The 18,195-nt window shown below is 71.6% G+C and carries 17 protein-coding genes and 1 pseudogene; 5 read left to right on the top strand and 13 right to left on the bottom strand.

What is annotated here, in order from left to right:
• Positions 1-3: 3 nt before the first annotated feature.
• The 5 genes from ACFYE1_RS12070 to ACFYE1_RS12050 form a co-directional block, all read right to left on the bottom strand.
• Entirely contained in the window at positions 4-249 is a 246-nt protein-coding gene (locus ACFYE1_RS12070) for a hypothetical protein (RefSeq protein ID WP_387743053.1), read from the bottom strand.
• A gap of 40 nt (positions 250-289) precedes the next feature.
• Positions 290-889, bottom strand: coding sequence for an excalibur calcium-binding domain-containing protein (locus tag ACFYE1_RS12065; RefSeq protein WP_387743051.1), 600 nt, complete (start codon positions 887-889; stop codon positions 290-292).
• A 221-nt stretch (positions 890-1,110) separates the two neighbouring features.
• Positions 1,111-2,205, bottom strand: coding sequence for an AAA family ATPase (locus ACFYE1_RS12060; protein WP_387743049.1), 1,095 nt, complete (start codon positions 2,203-2,205; stop codon positions 1,111-1,113).
• A gap of 86 nt (positions 2,206-2,291) precedes the next feature.
• Positions 2,292-2,930, bottom strand: coding sequence for an HD domain-containing protein (locus tag ACFYE1_RS12055; RefSeq protein WP_387743047.1), 639 nt, complete (start codon positions 2,928-2,930; stop codon positions 2,292-2,294).
• Positions 2,931-2,998: 68 nt separating this feature from the next.
• The gene (locus tag ACFYE1_RS12050; RefSeq protein ID WP_387743046.1) at positions 2,999-3,643 is read right to left on the bottom strand and encodes a maleylpyruvate isomerase family mycothiol-dependent enzyme; all 645 of its coding nucleotides are present in this window, start codon (positions 3,641-3,643) and stop codon (positions 2,999-3,001) included.
• A gap of 233 nt (positions 3,644-3,876) precedes the next feature.
• Here ACFYE1_RS12050 and ACFYE1_RS12045 point away from each other — a divergent pair, with 233 nt between their 5' ends.
• The 3 genes from ACFYE1_RS12045 to ACFYE1_RS12035 all read left to right on the top strand — a co-directional run bounded on the left by ACFYE1_RS12045 (position 3,877) and on the right by ACFYE1_RS12035 (position 8,364).
• The gene (locus ACFYE1_RS12045) at positions 3,877-5,016 is read left to right on the top strand and encodes a metallophosphoesterase family protein (protein WP_387743044.1); all 1,140 of its coding nucleotides are present in this window, start codon (positions 3,877-3,879) and stop codon (positions 5,014-5,016) included.
• Entirely contained in the window at positions 5,013-7,649 is a 2,637-nt protein-coding gene (locus ACFYE1_RS12040; protein ID WP_387743042.1) for an AAA family ATPase, read from the top strand. The genes ACFYE1_RS12045 and ACFYE1_RS12040 overlap by 4 nt, the downstream gene beginning before the upstream one ends.
• A 166-nt stretch (positions 7,650-7,815) precedes the next feature.
• Entirely contained in the window at positions 7,816-8,364 is a 549-nt protein-coding gene (locus ACFYE1_RS12035) for a hypothetical protein (protein ID WP_387743041.1), read from the top strand.
• Positions 8,365-8,498: 134 nt separating this feature from the next.
• Here ACFYE1_RS12035 and ACFYE1_RS12030 read toward each other — a convergent pair whose 3' ends face one another.
• From ACFYE1_RS12030 to ACFYE1_RS12020, 3 genes are all read right to left on the bottom strand, one after another.
• Positions 8,499-9,179: a DNA alkylation repair protein gene (locus ACFYE1_RS12030; protein WP_387743039.1), complete on the bottom strand. Its 681-nt coding sequence runs from the start codon at positions 9,177-9,179 to the stop codon at positions 8,499-8,501.
• Between the two features lie 296 nt (positions 9,180-9,475).
• A complete protein-coding gene (locus tag ACFYE1_RS12025) occupies positions 9,476-10,666 on the bottom strand; it encodes a type II toxin-antitoxin system HipA family toxin (RefSeq protein ID WP_387743037.1) in 1,191 nt (396 codons plus the stop codon).
• The gene (locus ACFYE1_RS12020; protein ID WP_387743035.1) at positions 10,663-10,863 is read right to left on the bottom strand and encodes a helix-turn-helix transcriptional regulator; all 201 of its coding nucleotides are present in this window, start codon (positions 10,861-10,863) and stop codon (positions 10,663-10,665) included. Before ACFYE1_RS12020 ends, ACFYE1_RS12025 begins: the two co-directional genes overlap by 4 nt.
• A 552-nt stretch (positions 10,864-11,415) precedes the next feature.
• Here ACFYE1_RS12020 and ACFYE1_RS12015 point away from each other — a divergent pair.
• Both ACFYE1_RS12015 and ACFYE1_RS12010 read left to right on the top strand, forming a co-directional pair.
• The gene (locus tag ACFYE1_RS12015) at positions 11,416-12,348 is read left to right on the top strand and encodes a CPBP family glutamic-type intramembrane protease (RefSeq protein WP_387743033.1); all 933 of its coding nucleotides are present in this window, start codon (positions 11,416-11,418) and stop codon (positions 12,346-12,348) included.
• Entirely contained in the window at positions 12,345-13,238 is an 894-nt protein-coding gene (locus tag ACFYE1_RS12010; RefSeq protein ID WP_387743032.1) for a CPBP family intramembrane glutamic endopeptidase, read from the top strand. The genes ACFYE1_RS12015 and ACFYE1_RS12010 overlap by 4 nt, the downstream gene beginning before the upstream one ends.
• A gap of 191 nt (positions 13,239-13,429) precedes the next feature.
• On the opposite strand, the gene ACFYE1_RS12005 is transcribed toward ACFYE1_RS12010, so the two are convergent.
• The 5 genes and pseudogenes from ACFYE1_RS12005 to ACFYE1_RS11985 form a co-directional block, all read right to left on the bottom strand.
• Entirely contained in the window at positions 13,430-13,999 is a 570-nt protein-coding gene (locus ACFYE1_RS12005) for a dihydrofolate reductase family protein (protein WP_387743031.1), read from the bottom strand.
• Positions 13,996-14,928 (bottom strand): helix-turn-helix domain-containing protein, encoded by a 933-nt coding sequence (locus tag ACFYE1_RS12000; protein ID WP_387743029.1) that lies wholly within the window; start codon positions 14,926-14,928, stop codon positions 13,996-13,998. The genes ACFYE1_RS12005 and ACFYE1_RS12000 overlap by 4 nt, the downstream gene beginning before the upstream one ends.
• Before the next feature lie 177 nt (positions 14,929-15,105).
• Positions 15,106-16,191 (bottom strand): glutamate--cysteine ligase, encoded by a 1,086-nt coding sequence (locus ACFYE1_RS11995; protein WP_387743027.1) that lies wholly within the window; start codon positions 16,189-16,191, stop codon positions 15,106-15,108.
• A 154-nt stretch (positions 16,192-16,345) separates the two neighbouring features.
• Entirely contained in the window at positions 16,346-16,588 is a 243-nt protein-coding gene (locus tag ACFYE1_RS11990) for a hypothetical protein (protein WP_387743026.1), read from the bottom strand.
• Positions 16,589-16,943: 355 nt separating this feature from the next.
• A pseudogene (locus tag ACFYE1_RS11985) lies at positions 16,944-18,131 on the bottom strand (DEAD/DEAH box helicase); the annotation flags it as partial.
• Positions 18,132-18,195 lie beyond the last annotated feature (64 nt).

The following is an 18,195-nucleotide window of genomic DNA, read 5'->3' as shown; positions in this document are numbered from 1 at the left end:
GGTTCAGCTGACGAGCGTCGCGAACATCACGTAGTTGTCGTCGGGCTCCCCCGTCAAGGGGTTGTAGCCGTCGCAGGGGATCAGCAGCAGCTCGGATGCTGTGCCCAGGGCGGGCAGGCGCACGGACACCGGCGCCGACTCGGCCATCGGCGCCGGGTTGCTGTCCGGCGTGCTCGTCTGCTCAGGAGTTGGCTCGACCGTCGGAGCGGCGAGGAAGCCGTCGCGGCGGTCGTGAAGCAAGACCAGCACGGGCACGAATCTATCCCCTGGTCGCGGACCTGCCCGGAGCTCAGCCCTGGGTGGCGCGACGGCGGACCAGGACAGTCGCACCAGCCGCGGCCGTGAGGGTCAGGCCGCCCGCGAGCGCGAGGTCCGGCACGGCGGGCTCGCCCTCGACGCCGGTGTCGGCGCCGCCGACGGGCACCTGGCCGACCTGGTCGTAGCCCTGGCCGCTGTTGGCCCACCCCTCGGGCACCCAGTCGATGATCTCCTGGTGCTGCACGCCGTCGTCGCTGCCGTCGGCGTCGCAGCCGAATCCGTCACGGTCGGCGTCGAGGTGCAGACCGTACGCGGGGTCGCCAGCGGGGATGTTCACCCGGCCGGCAGCGCGGGCCTCGGTGCAGTTGCCGAACACGGCGGTGTTCTTCACGACAGGAGTGTCGACCGTCGGAGAAATGTACACGGACGTGCCGCCACCCTCGCAGGCGACCCCGTCGTCGTTGCCGTCGAGGTCGGAGCTGTAGGCCGGCGACGAGGTCGGGATGTTGTAGTAGCCGGCGTTGTTGGCCGCCGTACAGTTCTGGAACATCTGAGCCGAGGCCGGCGCCGTCGACAGTCCGGTGAACCCGGCGGCGGCCAGTGCCGCCAGTGCCGCTGCGGTCTTCTTCATCGCGAACCTTCCAGACGTGTGCAAATGTGACTTGTTGCACATTCATCATAAATGGAAAGGGTGTTTGTCAATGCAATTGGGGACAAGAAGTCCAGATTCGTCCACCAGCCACTGACAACGCCGGTTGCAGGACGGCTATCGGCGCCGCAGTCGTCGCTCGGTTGTCCATGCCCATCCCCTTGTTGGAGGACAGGGGTTCGCTTCCCTCGACGCCCGGGCACCTACTGCGGGCGCTGCCGCAGATGTTCGCGCAGTCCCGGGATCGCGAATCGGACCAGCCCGTAGCCGGCCGGCTCGATCAGTCCGGCGTCGATCAGCCGGGTCCTGTAGTTGCCGACGGTGTTCGGCCTGGCTCCCATCCGGGCGCCGATGTCCCCGGCGGCGGACGGTCCCTCATCCTCAGCCATGGCCCTGAGGAAGTCGAGATCGCGTCGGGAGGCGGTCGAGAGTGCTGCTTCGATGACCACGCGCTCGTTCCGGCGGTGAGCAGCGGCGACCGCCTGGTCCACCACCTCGCCCGCGAGCACAGAGGGAAACCTTTCCGCCTCCTGCCACAGGAAGTACCCCACCAGCTGGATCAGGAAGGGATAGCCACCGGTGGCCTCGGCGGCGCGGCGAGCCTGGTCCTCCACGAGGGTGAAGCCGCCCGCCGCGAAGGTCTCCACGTAGGACCGCTGGACCTCGCCGATCGCGGCCGCGTGCAGGTCGATCCGGTCGGCGCGGCGGAGGAACGTGGCCACTCCCTCGTTCAGCAGGTCCGACACGGCCGCCGGCAGGCCGGCAAAGAGCAGACCGATGGGGAGATCCGCCCGGATGAAGTGCTGCACGTCCGCGGCCAGCTGGGCGATCTCCTGCCGGTCCGCGGCATGGATCTCGTCCACGGTGATGAGCAGTCCGGTCTGCTGCTCCTCCAGCAGGTGCAGGAGCCGTAGACCCTCTTCGCGCCACTGCAGCTGTTGATCGGGCGGCAGCTGAGTGGTGAAGCCGAAGCCCGCCGCCGCGACTGCCGTGAGCCGCCGGCCTTGGGGGCCGTTGCCAAGCTCGTCGGCCAGTCGACGCATGCCGTTGCCGATGCGGCCCATGAAACCTCGTGTCGCCGTTTCGGACACGACGGCCCAGCCCTGAGCACGGGCCAGGTCCTCGGCGGCGCCCAGCATCACGGTCTTGCCCACGCCCCGGGCCCCCGTGAAGATGCTGAGCAGCCCGGGCGCTCCGGACCGAAGGCGCAGCCCGTAGGCGAACTCGTCAAGGACGCCCGCTCGGCCGAGGATCTCCGGCGGGGAGGCCCCTGCGGTAGGACGGAAGGGGTTCTCCACGTCTCTCCTGTGAACGTCGGTGAATCTTGTGAATCTTGTGAATCTGACGTCTCCAGCGTATTGCTCCGGGCGCCAGGATGCTCAGCTCACTCGGGCCAGGCGTTCTCCTGGATGATGCGCACGAAGTCCTCCCGGTGGAAGCCGGGGTCGAAGTGGGCGAGCACGTCGTCGTTCATGGTGCCGAAGGTGGTCTCCGGGCGGTCGGCCATGCCGTCGTAGAACGCGCGGAGGATCTGGTTCTTGAAGTCCGGCCGCGGGTGCGCGGCGACGACAGCGGCGCGGTGCTCCTCGGAGATCTCGTCCAGGTCGAGGCCCAGCACGTCGGTCTCGACGCCCAGCGTGACCACGGCGACCTCGGGCGCCAGGCGCAGGGGGATCTCCGGGGTGGTGTGCAGGGCGATCGCCAGCCACACGGCGCGTGCCTCCTCCGCGGAACGGCCGTGGTCGCGCAGGAACGCCTGCGCCGCCTCGGCGCCGTCGATCTCGAAGCGCTGGAGCTTCGTGCGGTGCTCCTCCGTGAGGCCGAGGTCGTGGAACATCGCCCCGACGTAGGCGAGCTCCGGGTCCACCTCGAGCCCTCGCGCGGCGGACTTGAGCATGCCGAAGAGGAAGACCCGACGGGAGTGGTGGAACAGGCTCTCGTCGGCGGCCCGCTGGACCAGCTCGGTGGTCTCGCGGACCAGCGCGGAGTCCGGGACGGTGATCCCGGCGATCGTCTCGGGCATGGTGTCTCCTCTGCTCGGATACGTGGTGGCGTGCGGGACCGGCCCGTGGCCGGTCCTCCCCCAGCCTCTCAGATGGGGGCGCAGCGGGACCGCAGGATCGGGACGCCCTCACCCGTCAGGTCGTCGCAGCAGGTCTCGCGGCCGGCCAGCGCCATGGTGAGCGCCAGCGTCGTTCCGCTGACCAGGGGGCCGGAGCCGGACTCGAAGGGACCGTCCGTCGCCACCAGGCGGAGGCCCTGGGCGGCGCTGCGGCTGGGCACCGCGAAGTCCCGCCCGACGAAGAACCTCGCCACCGCGGTCACCGCCTCGACCGGAGGCGTGCGCGGCAGCCCGAGCGGGCGGCGGACGTCCTGGCCGTGGACGACGACCTCCCCCAGCCACGCGGCGGTGTCCTTGGAGGGCGCCACGCTGCTTCCGACCACGGCGCGGAACCGCTGGAGCGTCTCGGCCGGGGTGGCGCCCCGGTGCTCCTCGAGGCGGCGCTGGTTGTGCAGGTCGAAGTCGAAGCGGGCGCCCAGCACGCTCCGGAGCCAGCGCAGCCGCCCGATGCTCGCGGCCGCGGTCAGGTGGGCGACGACGTCCTCGACGGTCCACCGCCCGCACAGGGACTGCTCCACCCACTGCGCGTCCTCCAGACCGGCCAGGTCCTCGGCCAGTCCGGCCCGCTCGGCGTGGACGGCTGCCCACAGGTCCTTCGTGCTGGTCGGCTCCATGCGTCCACTCAAGCACACGCCGGCGGAGGACGCCCCCCTTGCGCCAACTCACCCCGTCCGCCCCCGGGCGCACAGAGAGCAACCTCTCGGGCGCCAGCGGTGAGTTCGGCGAAAGGGAGGGTCCGGACGAGGCGGTTCGGGGCGCCGGAACCTCCGGTGTCCGCCGATCCCGATACCGTGGCAGATGACCCGCACCCCCGGGCCGGAACCCCCCGACCGCACGAGGAGCCTCGATGACGAGCATCCGATTCCTCCACACGAGCGACTGGCAGCTGGGCATGACCCGGCACTACCTCGAGGGCGAGGCCCAGTCCCGGTACACGGGCGACCGGGTCGAGACGATCCGCCGCATCGGGGAGCTGGCCCGCGCCCGGGAATGCGCGTTCGTGGTGGTGGCCGGCGACGTCTTCGAGCACGCCAACCTGAGCCGCCGGGACGTCGGGCGCGCCCTGGACGCCATGGGCTCCGTGCAGCTGCCGGTGTACCTGCTGCCCGGCAACCACGACCCCCTCGGCCCGGGGTCCATCTACGCCCAGGACGCGTTCCTCGGCTCGACGCCGGACAACGTCGTGCTCCTGGACGCGGTGGGCCCGTGGCCCGCCGCCGACGGCGTGCAGCTGGTGGCCGCGCCGTGGCGCAGCAAGCGGCCCGACGCGGACCCGGTCGCCCCTGCCCTGGAGGGGCTGGAGCCGGACGGGACGCTGCGCGTCGTCGTCGGCCACGGGATGCTCGACGAGCTGGACCCCGACCGCACGTCCCAGGTCACCGTGCGCCGCGCGCCCCTGGAGGACGCGCTGGCCCGCGGGGCGATCCACTACGTGGCGCTGGGCGACCGGCACATCCGCTGGCCCGAGGACGACCGCGGCGCGATCCACTACTCCGGAACCCACGAGTCCACGAGCTTTCGTGAGCCCGGCCGCGGGCACGTCCTCGAGGTGTCCCTGGACGGCTCCGGCGCGCAGGTCACCTCCCACGAGGTGGGGCAGTGGGAGCACCTGCGGATCCGGCGACAGCTCGACGGGCCCGACGACGTCGACGCCCTGGCCGCTGAGCTCGCAGCCCTCACGCCGAAGGAGCGGATCATCCTGCAGACCGTCTTCACCGGCACCCTGAACCTCTCGGCGTCCGCGCGGCTGGAGGCGCTGCTCGAGCAGCAGGCCGAGGTCTTCGCGAGCCTCAACGCCTGGGAGCGGCACACCGACCTCGCGGTCGTCCCGGACCAGCACGAGTTCGAGGACCTCCACGTCGGCGGGTACGCCGCCGACGCCGTGACCGAACTGCGTGAACGGGCCGCCTCCGACGGCGAGGACGCACCCACCGCCGGGGACGCGCTCCGGCTCCTGTACCGCCTCGTGGGAGGACCGACCCGATGAAGCTGCACCGTCTCAAGCTGGAGAACTTCCGCGGCGTGGCCGCGCGCGAGGTCGAGTTCCCCGACTCGGGGGTCGTCGTGCTGACCGGCCGCAACGAGATCGGCAAGACCTCGATGATCGACGCCCTGGACGCGCTGATCGAGCTGCCGGACAGCAGCAGGCACAAGAAGATCTCCGAGGCCAAGCCCGCCGGCCGGGACGTGCCCGTCCTCGTGGAGGCGGAGTTCTCGATCGGGCCCGCCCGGGTCGTCTACGCCAAGCAGTGGCTGAAGAGGCCGTCCACGATCCTCCGTCACGTCGGTGGGCCCGGGGACGGCCGGACGCTCACCGGGCGTGAGGCCCACGACGCCGCCGAGCAGCTGTGGGCCGGGGCCGACACCGCTCTGTGGAAGGCCCTGCGCTTCATGCAGGCCGGCGGGCTGACGCAGAACTCCCTCACCGACAGCGCGGCGCTGCGCCGGGCCCTGGAGTGCCACGCCGGCCAGACCCAGGGCGACGACCGCGAGGTCGCCTCGCTCCTGGAGCGCGTGCGCGCCGAGTGCGACAAGTACTGGACCTCCACGCGGAAGAAGAACGCCAAGTACGTCCAGGCCGAGACGGACCGCCTCCAGGCCGAGACCGCGGCCGCGGAGGCCGCCGAGGAGCTGCGGGTCATCACGGTGGTCGAGGAGGAACTGGCGGAGCTCACGGAGCAGATCGCCACCTCCGGCCGGAAGCTCGGCGCTGCCCGCGCGGAGAAGGCGGAGCTGGACCGTGCGGCCGGGGAGATCGAGGGCGTCCAGCGGCAGCGGCAGGAGGCGCAGCGCCGCCGGGACTCCGCCCAGGGCGAGCTGGACCGCGCCCGGGAGCGCACGTCCCGCCGCGCGGAGCTCGTGGCCGCACTCGCCGCCGACGAGGAGCGCAGCGCGGCGCTCGCCGAGGACCTGCGGTCCTGCGAGCAGGAGGTGGCCCCGGTGCGCCGGCACGCCGCGGAGGCCGAGGAGCGCCGGGGCGCGGCCCAGACCGCGGTGCAGGAGGCCCGGGCGGCCCACCGGTCCGCCCGGGAAGACCGGACACACCTCGACGACGTCGAGCGCCACCGCCGCGTGCTCGAGATCCTGGGCTCGCTCGAGGCGGTCCGGGCGCAGCTGGCGGAGCTGCGCTCCCGTCCCGCCACGGAGCTCGACGAGGACGTCCTCGACGAGCTCGAGCGCGCCGAGCGGGCGGCGGAGAAGGCCGAGGCGGAGCTGGCGGCCGGCAGCGCCCGGGTGGAGCTGACCGCGCTGGACCGCGCCCGCTCGATCGTGCGCGGCGGCATCGCCGAGGAGGTCGGCCCGGACGAGCCGTGGTCTGTCCCGGTGACGAGCGAGGTCGAGCTCGAGATCCCCGGCGAGTGGCGGGTGCGGATCTCCCCGGAGCAGGGCATCGAGACCCGCCGGGACGCCGCCCGCACGGCGCGTGAGAGGTTCACCGCGCTGCTGTCGCGGCACGGGGTCGGCTCGGTCGCCGAGGCCCGCGCCGCGTGGCGCGAGGCCCAGGAGCTGGCGCAGCAGGTGCGCGAGGCCGTGGCCCAGCGCGACCGTCTGCTGGACGGCGAGGACGAGAGCGGGCTGCGCGACGACCGGGACCGCCTCGCCGCCGCGATCGAGCAGTACGGCGGCCGGCGGAACGACGACGTGCCGCTGCCTGAGACCGTCGGCGTCGCCCAGGAGAGGGTGGAGGCCACCGAGGCCGCTCTCACCGACGCCGAGGACGCCGTGCGCCGCGCCGAGGCCGCCGCCGAGGCCGCCAGGTCCGCCCTGCAGTCCGCCCAGACGGCACTGCACTCCCTCCAGGGCGCCGCGCTGGAGCAGGAGCGCGCCCTCACCGGCAGCAGGGCCCGGCTCGAGGAGGCCCGTCGCGAGGTGCCGGACGAGGACCTCGACCGTGCCGCCGCCGCGGCGGCCGAGGCGCTGGCCGCGGTCCAGGAGGAGATCGACGGGCACGAGGCGGCCCTGGCCGGCCTGGACGCCGAACGGGTGCTCGCCGACCAGCAGCACGTCGCGGACGAGATCGAGGGGCTCGAGACACTGCTGGCCGAGCGGCGGAGTCGCCACAATTCCTTGGAGGGCCGGCTCGACGGCATGGGCCGCGATCGGGTGCAGCTGGCCCACGACCAGGCCGAGACGCGGCTCGAGGCGGCCCGGCGACACCTCGCCGGGATCGAGCGGCGGGCCGGGGCCGCCCTGCTCCTGGAGCGGACGCTGCTGGAGCACCGCGAGCGCGCCCACGCCCAGTACGTCCAGCCGTTCCGCGCGGAGGTCGAGCTTCTGGGCCGGGCGGTCTACGGCCAGGACTTCGAGGTCCACGTGAGCGGGTCCCTGGAGGTGGAGCAGCGCAAGCTCGACGGCGACTGGTTGCCCTTCCACGCTCTCTCGACCGGCGCCAAGGAGCAGCTGGTGATCCTCATCCGGCTCGCCACCGCCCTGCTCGTGGACCCGGAGGACGGCGTGCCGGTGCTGCTCGACGACGCCCTGGGACACTCCGACCCGCAGCGGCTCCGCCGGCTCGGCTCGGCCATCACCACCGCCGGGCAGCGGACCCAGGTGATCGTGCTGACCTCGAACCCCGAGCGCTTCGCGAACCTGCGGGAGGCCCACCGGATCGAGATGTGACCCACGCCGATGCTCCGGACGGGACGGGCCCGGACGGTCCGACTTCCACGGTCCACCGATGACGCCCGGGCGCTTCTCGACCGGCCACCCGTGTCTCCGCCCCGTCGACCCGGCTCCGAGTGAGGTGGGACACATACAATCGTGGCCACCGAGGCAAGGAGCTGGCATGAGCATCGAGGACGAACGGCGTTCGCGGGCTGCCGCCACGGGAGCGAACCAGCAGGACTCGAGCCGCCGAGCCACGCACGATCGCGATGCTCGGGAGGCCGGTCTGGAACGGGCCCTGGAGGACGTCCGGCAGGTCGGGGTCGAGGCGAGCGAGCTGCTGCGCAGAGAGGGACTGAAACCGGCCAAGCTCGTGCACGTTCCCCGCGGCGCCAGGTCCTATCCCCTGGTCGGCCACGCGTTCTCCAGAGTCGCGTGCGGCTACGGGTGGCACGTGGTGCGCGGCGTGGTCGTCGGCACGGACGGTCGGCTGTGGGCGCGCAAGGCGATTCCCGAGCCCACGCCGCGGATGGACCTGGATGCGTGGCGCCTGGAGGTGGAGCCTCCCAGCGGTCGGTTGGACCTGCCCCATCCCGTGCAGTACGACGGGTTCTCGCTGTACACCATGCGCAGGATCTCTGCGGACGAATGTCTGAAGGTCGACCTCATCGAGCGCCTCACGGACGGCTACGCGCGGCTGCTCATCCTCCATCATCACCGGAAGTCATGAGGGGACGAGCGTCGAGAACGGTTCGACGAGGTCCCGGAGCGGGCCGCTGTCGGAGGTGCCTTCGGCCACCGGGGCCGTCCCCGACAGCCCCACCGGCAGAGGGACCAGCAGCACGGCCACGAGCGTGACTCGTCCTACCGGTCGTGCTGTCGGCGCACCATCTCGGTGATCCAGGCGGGGGCGAACGGAGACGTGCAGTTCGGCGGAGTCGGGTAGTCCTTCAGCACCTCCAGGCGCTCACCGATGTCGATGGCCCGGGCCCGGTGCCCGGGGTGCTCGATGCCGATCTGCGCCAGGCAGTGGTTCATCGCCCACTGCAGGCGCTCCGGGGCGTCCTTCATCTGCGCCTCGATGACGTCGAGCAGGCCGGCGAGGTCGAGGCCCTCGGGCTTCTTGGCCACGCGTTCGGTGGTCAGCGCCCAGCCGGCGCTCGCGACGACGGGATCCGGATCGGCGGACCAGGCCACGCGCAGATCCTCGGCGTGCGGGCACTTCTTCACCACGTAGTTCACGAGCCAGTCCTGCACCTTGGGGGTGCGCGCCTGGCGCACCATGACGTCCAGCTCCTCGCGCCCGAACGCCTTGGGGCGGCAGACGAGGAGCGCCAGCAGTCTCGCCGCGGTGTCCTCCGTCTGCCAGAGCCGGAGTGCGAGGTCCTGCTGCGTCTTCAGCCGTTTCGCGATTCCGCGCAGCTTGCCGAGGTTCACCCCGTGGTCGTCACCGTGCCTCGCGTTCACCTCGCGCACCCTCGGGTCCTCGAGCGCGGCCAGCTCGGCCATCACCTCGTCCACCGTTGTCTCGGTCACCTCGGCCATGTCGGCCTCCTCTGCCCATCTCGTGTGCGACCCAGCCTACGAGGACAATGACCCCGAGAGCGGACCCGACGTCGTCCGCAGCCTGTGGCGTGGCACCGGACCAGCGGGCAGTGGAGCCCGTGGGCGGGCTCCCGCAGCGGCTTCGGCGACGAGCTCCTCGAGGGCGGACACGGCGTCGTCGACGGCCCCCGTCTCGAGCGGACCGGGGTGCTGGTGCCGGACCCGAACCCGGATCGCTCCGAGAACCTGCGGCAGGCGCGCCGACCCGACATGCGGACGAGACCGTGCTGCAGGCATCACGCCTCCAGTTGGCCGCGGCGGTAGCGCAGTTCTCGCTCCGTGTGTGTCAGCGGCGAGCCTTCGAACGGCAGCGCCTTCAGGTCCACGGCCGAGGCAGCCCTCAGGGCCAGGACGTTGGCGGCCAGGGCGGCGCGTTCAGGCAGCCCGATCGCCTGGCCGAAGGCGGCCCAGTGCCTGGTCCGCAGATTCCTCATCTTCCCGTCCACCGGCAGGGCCTGGCTGTCGTCGCCGTACAACAACGTGCAGGGCACGTCGTAGACCGGCGCGACGACGAACCCGCCGTGCCGGCCGCCCAGGACGGAGGCGTTCTTGGCGTGCAGGTCGCCGTTGCCGGTCAGCCAGGCGAAGACGAACTGCAGGTACAGGTTCCGCGCTGCGACCACTGGGGCCTTGCACACGGCGGCCAGGGCTTTCACCACGTCCTCGGAAACCACGTTGTACTTGGCGGCCGGGGAGAGACCCATGACCTGGGCCGCGTCCTCCAGAGGCAGCCGCACCCACTCGCCCCCATCCCGGACCCGGTCGAAGCGTTCCACCAGCAGCCCGCGCCGCCCGTGGCGGTCGATGACCACGGCTCCCTCGGCCACCGGGATCCTCAGCCCCTTGGCTGCGGTCAAGTGCACGGCCTCGTTCTCCACCAGATGCGGATGCCGGGGCGGATCCAGCTTCAGGATCAGCCGGCTGCCCCGGGTGGCCAGGGGCGCGGTCAGCATGGAAGCGCTGGCCTTGTCCTGCACCCCCGGCAGAGCGTGCAGGTCCACCGCTGCGGCCAGCACCGTGAAGTCCAGCTCCTGCGGCCTCGCGGAGTCGACCAGCGGCTCGGGCTCGACCGGGGCCTCCCCGATGGGAACGATCTGGACGTCCCCGGGGGCGTCGGCTCCGACGGCCAGCAGCAACGAGAGCTCGTCGTCCAGGCTGGTCTTCACCGCGTCCTTCAGAACGGTCAGGCGGTGGCCCTCGGGCAGCAGCCCGGCAAAGAACGGCGGCACTCCGCCCGAGGGGGATGTGACAGGGACGCCGGTGAGGGGCAACGTCACGGCCACCGGAGGGTGGCCTGCCTCCAGGTAGGCCTGGTCGTAGGTGAATGCGGTGCCCGCGTCCCCGGTGCGCTCGAGCCGGCCGGCCAGCCGGCCGGCCTTGTAGACGTCGGCCACGGCCACGAACCGCAGCCGCTGCAGGTCGGTCACTGCTCGGCCACCAGGCGCAGTCCGAGCACGCCGGCCGCGGCGGCCACAGCGGTCAGCGCAGGATTGCCGGTGCCGGTCTCGATCGCCCGGACCGTCCGCTCGGAGATGCCGGCCAGCTCGGCCAGGTCCTTCTGGGTCAGCCGAGCCTCCTTGCGGGCAGCGCGGATGGCCCTGCCCACCTCCTCGACGTCGCTCACGACCCTCCTCTTTCGGCAGGATCCTGCCGATGTCCTTCAATTTCATCCTCATTGTGCGCGAGAACTACGACGATCGGCAATATGCTGCTGATTTCCTTCCCGTGGTTCTCCAGGGGGCCCGAAAGTGGGAGAAGCGGCATGATGCTGCCGGTTCGATCCGATGGGGCCGGAGGGCTCGGCAGTGCTCGGCGTCCCTGTCCCGTCCGACGACGTCGCCCGCTCCCGTACGCCGCTCACCTCGATGGTCCAGCATGCGGGCAGGTCCGGGGCGTCGCGTCCTGGCCGGCCGACATCTTGAGGCGACCACGGACCGCCGGCACTCAGCTCTCGGGGGAGCCCGGTACGGCGACGGCTCGGTCTCCCAGAGCTGGTGCGCGACGTCCTGCTGTGTCTTCAGGCGCTTCGCGCCTGCGAGCGGCCGCCGGTGACACACAGTCGTTCCCCGGCCGGTCGGCCTTGTGTCCACCTGGCCGGGCGAGCACTCTGGGAGGCACGCACGAGGGCGCGCAACGACAGGTCAGGTCCTGGAAGCAGGCCGGAGGAGATCAGTCCATGGCCCACCATTCCGATCCGCCCCATGGGCCACCCAGAGCCCGGAGGGAATCCGAGGCGGAGTCCGGTGCCCTGCGCCGCTGGACCAGCCGGCACGGACTGCTGGCCTTCACCCTGCTCGCCTACGGGATCAGCTGGAGCATGCTGATCGGCGGCTTCCTCGGGGCCCGGGCCAGCGTCCTGGACCTCGACGGAGCCCTGGTGACGGTGATGATCCAGGTCGCCGCCGGCGGGCCGCTGATCGCGGCCGTGGTGGTCCTCGCCCTGACCCAGGGCCGGCCGGGCCTGGCCGGACTGGTCCGCAGCATCGTCCGGTGGCGGATCCACCCCCTGTGGTACGCGTTCGTCTTTCTCGCCGTACCGCTGCTCGGGCTCGCCGCCACCTGGATCTTCCATCCCGGGGCGATGGCGGTGGCCCTGGCGCAGAACTGGTCACTGCTCTACACCCAGTTGCCGCTGGGCGTGCTGAGCATCGCCCTCTTCACCGGACTGGCCGAGGAACCCGGGTGGCGCGGCTACGCCCAGCCCATGGCCAACCGGCGCCACCCGCCCTTGACGTCCGCGCTGATCGTGTCGGTGATCTGGGCGCTCTGGCACCTCCCGAACGCCTTGTTCGGTCAGGGCCCGGCCGAGACGCTCGCCCATCTGCTGGCCACGGTGGTCAACGGTTTCGTCCTGGCCTGGGTCTACAACTCCACCGGCGGCAGCGTGCTGATCGTGATGCTGCTCCACGGCGCCCAGAACGCCACCGGCGGACTGGTCTTCCTGCTGTTCGACGGTTCCGCCGACGGGCCGACACGGACTGTGTACTACTTGATCTCGGCGCTGGTCTTCGGCGCGCTGATGATCGTCGTGGCAGTCCGCACCCGGGGACGGCTGGGCCTCCCGTCCACGGGTGCGGACGGTATGCACCGGCCGGGAGGAACACCATGACCACGCCCACCCCACGGCCCCGGGACACCGACCACCGTCCCCGGAGCGGTTCCCTGGCCCGGCGCCGGCCCGTGACGGTCTTCCTCCTCCTGGCCCTGGGCCTGGGGTGGGCATCGCTGACGGTCCCGGTGCTCACGGGCCTGCCGGGGGAGCCGTTTCTGCTGTTCCTGACCTTCGTGGGGCTGCTGGGCTCAGCGTTGTCGGTCACCCGCCTGACGGGCGGTCCGGGCGGGATCCGCCGGCTGCTGGGGCGCGCCTTCGCCTGGCGCTTCGGCGCAGGACGCTGGGCCGTGGTACTGCTGGGCATGCCGGTCCTCACCCTGGCGCTGGCCGCGGCCACCGGCTCCCTGCGGAGCCCGCCGACCGGCTGGGCGGCCGAGGCCGGGTGGTACCTGTTCAACACCCTCGTCTACGGGGCGCTGGTGCTCAACCTGTGGGAGGAGACCGCGTGGGGCGGGTTCCTCCAGTCCCGGCTCACCGCCCGCCACGGTCTGCTGGTCGCCGCACTGCTCACCGGGCTGCCCTTCGCCGCGATCCACCTGCCGCTGTACCTGGCCGAGGGCTGGAACGGGGAGACCGCCAGGAACCTCGCGCTGCTCGTCCTGCTGGCGCCCGTCTACCGGTACCTGCTGGGCATGCACCTGCTGGACACGGGCGGCAGTGTGCTGGCCATCGGGATCCAGCACGCCTCCTGGAACGCCGCCGTGAGCCTCGGGACGGTGGAGGGCGAGTGGCAGGTGATGGTGGCGGTGGTCCTGCTCACGGTCCTCGTGGCGCTGGAGCGGCGCGTCCGGGGCCGGGGAACCCGTCCCCTGGGCCGGGACGCCGAGCGACGGGCGGCCGCCGAGTGGACGGGACCCCGCCACCCCGGCCCGCCCGCCGACCGCTGACGTCGGCGGAGGGGGGGCACGGTCGGGCGGACGCCGCCCAGGTGCCATCGGAGCACCAGGAGGCCGGTGGGGACCAGGCCCCGCGAAGCACGACTGCCGGGGCTCACACAGACCGACCAGACGGCGGTGGCGGGTCGATACCGGGGTCAGGTCGAGCAGGGGGGTGCACGACGACGCCGGTCTGGTGGGGTTCAGAACGCCCGGCTCGCACCTTGTGCTGGGAGCGGGCCCACCACGTCGTACGTCGCGCAGATGAACGCCCGATTGCGCGCCACGTCCTGGAGCTTCAGATCGAACCGGCGGGGAAACAGGGGGCGGCCCGCCCCGAGGGTGACCGGCGCGATGGAGACCATCAGCTGGTCCAGCAGTCCGGCCTCGGCGAACTGGGCCGCCAGATCCCCGCCGCCGACGACCCAGATGTCCTTCCCACCGGCGGCGTCCGCGAGGGCGGCGTGGATCGGCGCCACCTCCCCCTGGGCGAAGCGGATGTCGGCCCCGGTGATCCCCGGCAGCTCCGCGTGGGAGACCACCCAGGCGGGCATCTCGTAGGGCCACCCCTCGCCGGAGGACTGCAGGTGTTCTCGAACCCACTCGTAGGTGGTCCGTCCCATCACGACCGCCCCGACCCCAGCGATGAACTCGTCGTAGCGGTGCGGGCCCTCGGGGTCGGAGTCCTGCACGAACAGCCACTCCAGGGAGTCCTGTTCGTCGGCGAGGTAGCCGTCCAGGGTGGTGGCGGTGTAGAAGACGGTGCGGGTCATCGGAGACCTCCTGTACGTCGTTGCAACCATTCGATCGGGTCCCCGGAACCGGGGGCGGCTCCGGCCTGGCGCAGCATCAGCCGGGCCAGCTGGCGCCGGTGTGCGGAGAACGTGAGCACATGGGCGATCACGCTGCTGATGACGAAACTCTCGGGCGGCTCGCACAGCGCGTCGATGATCCGGTCGTTCCACGCGCCCCGCCGGTCGATGTCCCGGACCATGGCCAGCCAACGGGGTGCGACCTCCTCGTGCCGATCCGCCAGTGCTGCAGGATCATCATCGCGACCGGTGTCCGGGGCGTCGTGTCCTTCGATGGCCGCCAGCCAGATCTCCTTGGTGAGCACCAGGTGGGCCATCACCTGCGCGATCGACTCGTCGGGCCCGTCCCAGCCCAGGGGTGCGCTGCCCGGCACGCGCACCCTGCGGCACTCCTCCGCGGACAGCCCTTGTGCCAGCGTCAGCAGGTCGCCGACGTCCTCGACGTCGTGGTGCAGCATCAGCTCCGCCACGTCGGCCGCCGGCCGGACCGTTGCGGCCTCGTGGGTGTCGACCCACAGTGAGGTCGGAGGGTGGAAGTGGATGCCGTTCGGAGCCGGCAACCAGTGGCTCGTGTCCCGGCCAGCGGTGGTGCTGGGGGGATGGCCGAACGCCCTGGTGAAGGCGCGCGTGAAACCGTCGACGGACTCGTATCCCGCCGCCCACGCCGCCTCGGTCACCGGTCGGCCCGTCCCCAGTTCCCACGCCGCCCGCTCCAGCAGGACCCGGCGCCGCATCGACACCGGCGGCTCCCCCGCCCCGCGTGAGAGCTGACGGCTGAAGTGGTACGGCGAGGAATAGGCGCCACCGGCCATGTCCTCGAGGGTGCGATTGTTCTCGTCGAGCACCGCGTCGAGCAGCTCACGCAGTCGGTCCCGGTGCTGATCCGCCATGTCCCCAGTCTGACCGGACCCAGCCCGGGAGCGCCCGACCGTCCTTGCTCATCCGAGCGGTGTGATGTTTGACGGGCCGTGATCAGGAGTGCAGTGCTGGCTCACCGGCGACCTCAGCGAGAGTCGGGAAGCCGGCCTGCCTCCATGGCCCGGATGATTCAGACCGGCGGGTGTTCCTCAGGGGGTGGTCTGCAGTGCTGCCGTGATGATCCCGGCCAGGTCCTTCTCGGCGCCGTGTGCTTCGCGTTGGTGGTGGGCTCCGGTGCCCTCTCGAAGGATGGTGGCCAGCACGGTCTCCACCGCGTCCAGCTCGTCGTACTCGGTGAGCACCGGGTGCAGGTGCTCCAGGAGGTGGGTCACCACGTCGCCGGCGGGGGCGGTGGTGCCGGTGTGCGGGTTGACGAGGTAGCTCTCGACGCCGCAGCGGCTCGCCTGCCACATCCAGGCCCGCAGCACATTGGCGGACACCGGGGCCGGCGGGTGTCCGGCCTGCCAGCGGCGGGCGCTGGTTTCGGCCAGGGCCCGCACCAGGGTCGCCAGGACCGCGGCGTGCTCGGGGGCCCAGCAGACATCGGCCACCCGGATCTCCGCGGTGGGGTGGCGCTCGCTCAGCCGGGCATCGAAGTAGAACATGCCGGCGTCCAGGGGCGCTCGGGACGCCAGCAGGTGTTCGCAGTAGAGGTCGTAGGCAGCAGCGCTGCCGAACACGTCGATGGGCCCGGACGCGGGCCACCGGTTCAGGAGCTGGTACCGGTAGCTGCGGAAGCCGGTGTCGGTGCCGTCCCAGAACGGGGAGTTGCTGCTCAGCGCCAGGAGGACCGGAAACCAGATCCGCACCCGGTCCAGGATCGCCACGCCTTCCTCGCGGGAGTCGATCTGCACGTGGACGTGGAAACCCCCGGTCAGCTGCTGGCGGGCGGTGATCCCGCCCCACGCGGCGATCTGCTCGAATCGGTGCTCGGGCACCAGGTGGGTGGTGGTCGGGGCCGGCGCGGTGGCCAGGGCCACCGCCCGTCCGCCCGCCTCACCGGCCGCGGCATCAGCCAGTGCACGCCCGGCCCGGATGGTCGCCAGTTGCTCACCCAGGGTGGTGCACGGCGGGTTGATGACTTCCAGTTGTTCCTGCTGGAACTCCACGCTGAGCCGGTGCCCGGTGGGGACGGGCCCGCGGGAGTGGTCGACGAGGTGCTGCCCGATCGGCATCGGCTGCAGAGAGGACGCATCGATCAGCAGGAGCTCTTCTTCTACACCGAAACTGCGCACGACATCGATGCTCTCACCTCACGGGGCCGCGGCGACACCGGCGGGTGCGGTGACCGCCCCGTGGTGCGGGCCGGCGCCTCGGGTGTGCGTCAGGCGATGGCGCCGCGCCCTGCCATGCCCGGGCCCGAGGACGTGCGGGCAGGATGACGAGGCATTACTCCGGATTGTCCACGGTTACCGGGTTGTCCTCGTCCGGTTCCTCTTCGGCCGCCTGCCCCTCCACGCCGGGGTCCTCAGGTGTCGGCTCGCGCAGGCGGTGCTCGACGGCTTGATTGAACTGGTCAGCGGTGTCCGGATCGGCCAGTCCGCCCGAGGTGTCTGCGGCTGAGTTCGGTCGGTCCTCCGCGTTCCCGTCTTCTGGGGTGGAGGGTCGGGGGTCATTGGGGGTCGAGTTCATCGATTGCCTTTCGTCTCGGTCGGCCGCTCCACGCCTTTTCGACCGGACCCTATGAGAGACCATGGGCACTCGGGGGTCTCCTGGTGTCGGGGCTCCGCGGTGGGGTGCGGCGCCCACCGTGAACGACCCGGATCGCCGGTCCGGGTCTGGCGGACCGTGGAACTTTCCCTGCAGGATGCTCACCGTGGATCATCCCTCCTGTCGTTCCTACCGCGATCTGACCTGCGGTGACAAGGGAAACGCCCGCACCGTCTCGAGCCCCGGACGTGCTTGAGGCGAGAGACCCGACGAGTTGAGCCGGCGAGGTGCCCGCCCCGGGCCGTTCGGGCGCGCCCAGGGCAGCCGGCCGCGCCCGCTATGGCGCAAGCAGCTCTTTGATGTCTGCTGCGCTCAGCGGCGCGGAGAGTTCTCCGCCTTCGTCGACGACCTTGTCGAACAGGTCGCGCTTGCGGTTCTGCAGCTCAACGACCTTCTCCTCGATGGTCTCGTCGGCCACGAGCCGGTAGACCATGACGTTCTTGTCCTGCCCGATCCGGTGCGTCCGGTCCACCGCCTGCGCCTCCGCGGCCGGGTTCCACCACGGATCGAGGATGAAGCAGTAGTCCGCCTCGGTGAGGTTCAGCCCGAACCCGCCCGCCTTGAGGCTGATGAGGAACACCGGGGCCGTGCCGGTCTTGAACTCCTCGATGCGCCGGGGGCGGTTGCGGGTGCGCCCGTCGAGGTAGACGTAGGCGATCCCCTCGGCGTCGAGCCGGTCGCGGGCGGCCCTGAGGAAGCCGGTGAACTGGCTGAACACCAGCGCCCGGTGCCCGCCGCCGACGACGTCCTGCAGCTGCTCCAGGAGGACGTCGAGCTTGCTCGAGCGCACCGCGGCGTACTGCTCGTCCACCAGCGCCGGGTCGAGGTCGAGCTGGCGCAGCAGGGTCAGGGACCTCAGGATCGTGAACCGGTTCTTGTCCACGTCCTCGAGCAGGCTCAGGACCTTCCGGCGCTCGCGCTGCAGGTGGGTCTGGTAGAGCTTCGCGTGCCGCGGGTTGAGCTGGACGCTGAGCACCTGCTCCTGCTTGGGCGGCAGGTCGGCGGTGACCTGCTCCTTGGTGCGCCGGCGGAGGAACGGGCGGATCCGGCGGCGCAGCGTGCCGAGCAGCTCCGGTGCCTCGCCACGTTCGATGGGCTTGCGGTAGGTCTCGGTGAAGGCCTTCGGGTCCGGGTACACGCCGGGCGCGGTGATCGACAGCAGCGACCACAGGTCCATGAGGCTGTTCTCCAGCGGCGTGCCGGTGATCGCGAGCTTGAACGGTGCGGCGAGCCGCCGCGCGCACTGGTAGGTCTTGGCCTGGTGGTTCTCGACGAACTGGGCTTCGTCGAGCACGAGTCCGCTCCAGGTCAGCCCCTGGTAGGCGGCGAGGGTCTGGACGGTCTTGCCCAGGCCCATGTCGTCGGCGAGGATCCCGCCGAGCCCGGCGTCCCAGAGGCAGGCGAGCCACCGGTAGCCCTCGAGCTGGTAGGGCCGGAGGGTGGCGACCAGCCCGGCGGGCGGCGGGTCCCGCAAGAGGTGGAAACGGCATGATGCTGCTGGTCTGATCGGACGGCGGCGGCAAGGACCT

The organism is Kocuria nitroreducens (assembly GCF_042879195.1).
Taxonomy (GTDB): Bacteria; Actinomycetota; Actinomycetes; order Actinomycetales; family Micrococcaceae; genus Kocuria; species Kocuria nitroreducens.
This window is presented reverse-complemented; position numbering and strand designations above follow the sequence as displayed.

What these genes read in the sequence shown, in the direction of transcription:
- ACFYE1_RS12005 (WP_387743031.1), bottom strand. Translation starts at nt 13,999, where the DNA reads ATGACCCGCACCGTCTTCTACACCGCCACCACCCTGGACGGCTACCTC.
- ACFYE1_RS12015 (WP_387743033.1), top strand. Translation starts at nt 11,416, where the DNA reads ATGGCCCACCATTCCGATCCGCCCCATGGGCCACCCAGAGCCCGGAGG.
- ACFYE1_RS12055 (WP_387743047.1), bottom strand. Translation starts at nt 2,930, where the DNA reads ATGCCCGAGACGATCGCCGGGATCACCGTCCCGGACTCCGCGCTGGTC.
- ACFYE1_RS12050 (WP_387743046.1), bottom strand. Translation starts at nt 3,643, where the DNA reads ATGGAGCCGACCAGCACGAAGGACCTGTGGGCAGCCGTCCACGCCGAG.
- ACFYE1_RS12010 (WP_387743032.1), top strand. Translation starts at nt 12,345, where the DNA reads ATGACCACGCCCACCCCACGGCCCCGGGACACCGACCACCGTCCCCGG.
- ACFYE1_RS11990 (WP_387743026.1), bottom strand. Translation starts at nt 16,588, where the DNA reads ATGAACTCGACCCCCAATGACCCCCGACCCTCCACCCCAGAAGACGGG.
- ACFYE1_RS12000 (WP_387743029.1), bottom strand. Translation starts at nt 14,928, where the DNA reads ATGGCGGATCAGCACCGGGACCGACTGCGTGAGCTGCTCGACGCGGTG.
- ACFYE1_RS12035 (WP_387743041.1), top strand. Translation starts at nt 7,816, where the DNA reads ATGAGCATCGAGGACGAACGGCGTTCGCGGGCTGCCGCCACGGGAGCG.
- ACFYE1_RS12065 (WP_387743051.1), bottom strand. Translation starts at nt 889, where the DNA reads ATGAAGAAGACCGCAGCGGCACTGGCGGCACTGGCCGCCGCCGGGTTC.
- ACFYE1_RS12045 (WP_387743044.1), top strand. Translation starts at nt 3,877, where the DNA reads ATGACGAGCATCCGATTCCTCCACACGAGCGACTGGCAGCTGGGCATG.
- ACFYE1_RS12040 (WP_387743042.1), top strand. Translation starts at nt 5,013, where the DNA reads ATGAAGCTGCACCGTCTCAAGCTGGAGAACTTCCGCGGCGTGGCCGCG.
- ACFYE1_RS12030 (WP_387743039.1), bottom strand. Translation starts at nt 9,179, where the DNA reads ATGGCCGAGGTGACCGAGACAACGGTGGACGAGGTGATGGCCGAGCTG.